The organism is Bradyrhizobium sp. P2_E8 (genome assembly GCF_056403875.1).
The window spans coordinates 1-2,358 of the sequence record NZ_JBFUES010001078.1 but is presented as its reverse complement, the minus strand read 5'-3'; the positions used below and the strand labels follow the sequence as shown (position 1 = coordinate 2,358).

Below are 2,358 nucleotides of genomic sequence, written 5' to 3'. Positions count from 1 at the left end.
ATGTGCGGCCGCGCCTACTCACCGCGCTTCCTGTGGATGTGGCCGAACGCGCGCATCTCGGTGATGGGCGGCGAGCAGGCCTCGATGGTGCTGAGCCAGGTCCGGCGCGACAATATCGAGGCCAGGGGCGATAGCTGGTCCAAGGACGAGGAAGATAAATTCCGCGAGCCGATCCGCGCGCAATATGAGAGCCAGGGGCATCCCTATTACGCGACCGCGCGTCTGTGGGACGACGGCGTGATCGATCCGGCCGACACGCGCCTCGTCCTCGGCCTCGGCCTCTCGGCGGCGTCGAATACGCCGATCGAGCCGACCAAATTCGGCCTGTTCAGGATGTAATGCGATGGACCGCTCAAAGCTCTACCGGCGTTTTCGCACCCTCCTGATCGCCAACCGCGGCGAGATCGCCTGCCGCGTCATCCGCACCGCGCGCGCCATGGGCCTGCGCACGGTCGCGGTCTATTCCGAGGCCGACCGCGACGCGATGCATGTCGCGCTCGCCGACGAGGCCGTGCTGCTGGGACCGGCGCGGGCCCGCGACAGCTATCTCAACGTCGAGCGGCTGATCGAGGCCGCGCGCAAGACCGGCGCCGAGGCCGTGCATCCCGGCTACGGCTTCCTGTCGGAGAATGCCGAGTTTGCGCATGCCTGCCTCGATGCGGGGCTGGTCTTCGTGGGGCCGACCGCCGGAATGATGACGGCGATGGGCTCGAAGTCCGGCTCGAAAGCGCTGATGGAGAAGGCCGGCGTGCCGCTGGTGCCCGGCTATCACGGCGAGGCCCAGGACGAGGCGACGCTGGCCAAGGCCGCCGACAAGATTGGCTTTCCCATTCTGGTCAAGGCATCCGCCGGCGGCGGTGGCCGCGGCATGCGCATCGTGCGCTCGGCCGCCGAGCTTGGCCCTGCGATCGTCAGCGCCAAGCGCGAGGCCAAGGCCGCGTTCGGCGACGATCGCATGCTGATCGAGAAATATGTCGACAATCCCCGGCATATCGAGGTGCAGATCATCGGCGACAGCCACGGCAATCTGCTCTCGCTGTTCGAGCGCGAATGCACGTTGCAGCGCCGGCACCAGAAGGTGATCGAGGAAGCGCCGTCGCCAACCCTCAATGCGGCACAGCGCGAGACGGTCTGCGCCGCGGCGCGCAAGGCGGCGGGCGCGGTGGATTATGTCGGCGCCGGCACCATCGAGTTCGTCTCCGACGGCAAGGACGTGTTCTTCATCGAGATGAACACACGTCTCCAGGTCGAGCATCCCGTGACCGAGCTGATCACCGGGATCGATCTCGTCGAATGGCAGCTGCGCGTCGCCTTCGGCGAGGCGCTGCCGCTCAGGCAGGACGAGATCCGCCTCAACGGCCACGCGGTCGAGGCGCGCGTCTACGCCGAGAATCCGACCAAGAACTTCATGCCGTCGGTCGGCAGGATCTCGACCTGGCGGCTGCCCGCGGAGACCGGCGGCCTCCGCATCGATGCCGGCTATCGCGAAGGCGACAGCGTCTCGCCCTATTACGACGCGATGCTGGCCAAGATGATCGCGTGGGCACCGACCCGGGATGTCGCGATCGAGCGGCTGAACCGCGGACTGGAGGACTCCGACGTCCGCGGCATCGTCACCAATATCCCGTTCCTGTCGGCGCTGATCACGCATCAAAAGGTGCGGGCGAATGCGATCGACACCGGCTTCATCGAGCGCGAACTGGCGGTGCTGACGCAGGCTACGCCTGCGCCCGGCGAGCTCGAGCTCTGCGCCGCGGTCGCCGCTGTTGTCAACGACGAGCGGCAGGCGGCCCAAGTGGACGCGAATTCGCCGTGGCAGACGTTCGGCTGGATGCCAGTCGGCCGCCGTCAACGTCATTTTGCCTTCCGTGTCGGACACGGGCCCGAGCAGAAGATCACCCTCAACTACGGCAGCGGGCCGTCGACGCTTGTGATCGGCGACCGCGAGCTGGCCTTCGCGATTGCACCGAAGGATGGCGGCTTCGATCTGACGCTCGACGGCGTCAAATCGTCCGTCGCCGCCGTGATCGACGGCCATGAACTCTATTTGCGCACGCGCCACGGCCGGTTCGACCTGCATTGGGTCGATCCGTTCGGCGGCGAGACCGAGGAGCAGGCCGGCGCGGACAAGATCGCGGCACCCTTGCCCGGCACGGTCGTCGCCGTGCTGGCCGAGGAGGGCGCAACGCTGGAGAAGGGCGCGCCGATCCTCACCCTCGAAGTGATGAAGATGGAGCAGACGCTGCGTGCGCCCTATGCCGGCGTGCTGAAGTCGATCAAGTGCAAGGTCGGCGACATCGTGCAGGAAGGCGTCGAGCTCGCCGTGGTCGAGCCTTCGGGAGAATGAGATGAGCGATC

2 protein-coding genes are annotated in these 2,358 nt (G+C 66.9%); both read left to right on the top strand.

Going from position 1 to position 2,358, the window contains the following annotated elements; all coding sequences use genetic code 11:
* Positions 1 to 339, top strand: a 339-nt coding sequence (locus AC1D00_RS36860; RefSeq protein WP_477014054.1) for a carboxyl transferase domain-containing protein, incomplete at its 5' end; no start/stop codon positions are given.
* 4 nt (positions 340 to 343) lie between these two features.
* A complete protein-coding gene (locus AC1D00_RS36855) occupies positions 344 to 2,347 on the top strand; it encodes an acetyl/propionyl/methylcrotonyl-CoA carboxylase subunit alpha (RefSeq protein WP_167770615.1) in 2,004 nt (667 codons plus the stop codon).
* The last annotated feature ends 11 nt before the right edge of the window (positions 2,348 to 2,358 follow it).

Bases quoted from the DNA above. Each gene is read 5' to 3' on its own strand.
- AC1D00_RS36855 (WP_167770615.1), top strand. From the start codon at position 344: ATGGACCGCTCAAAGCTCTACCGGCGTTTTCGCACCCTCCTGATCGCC.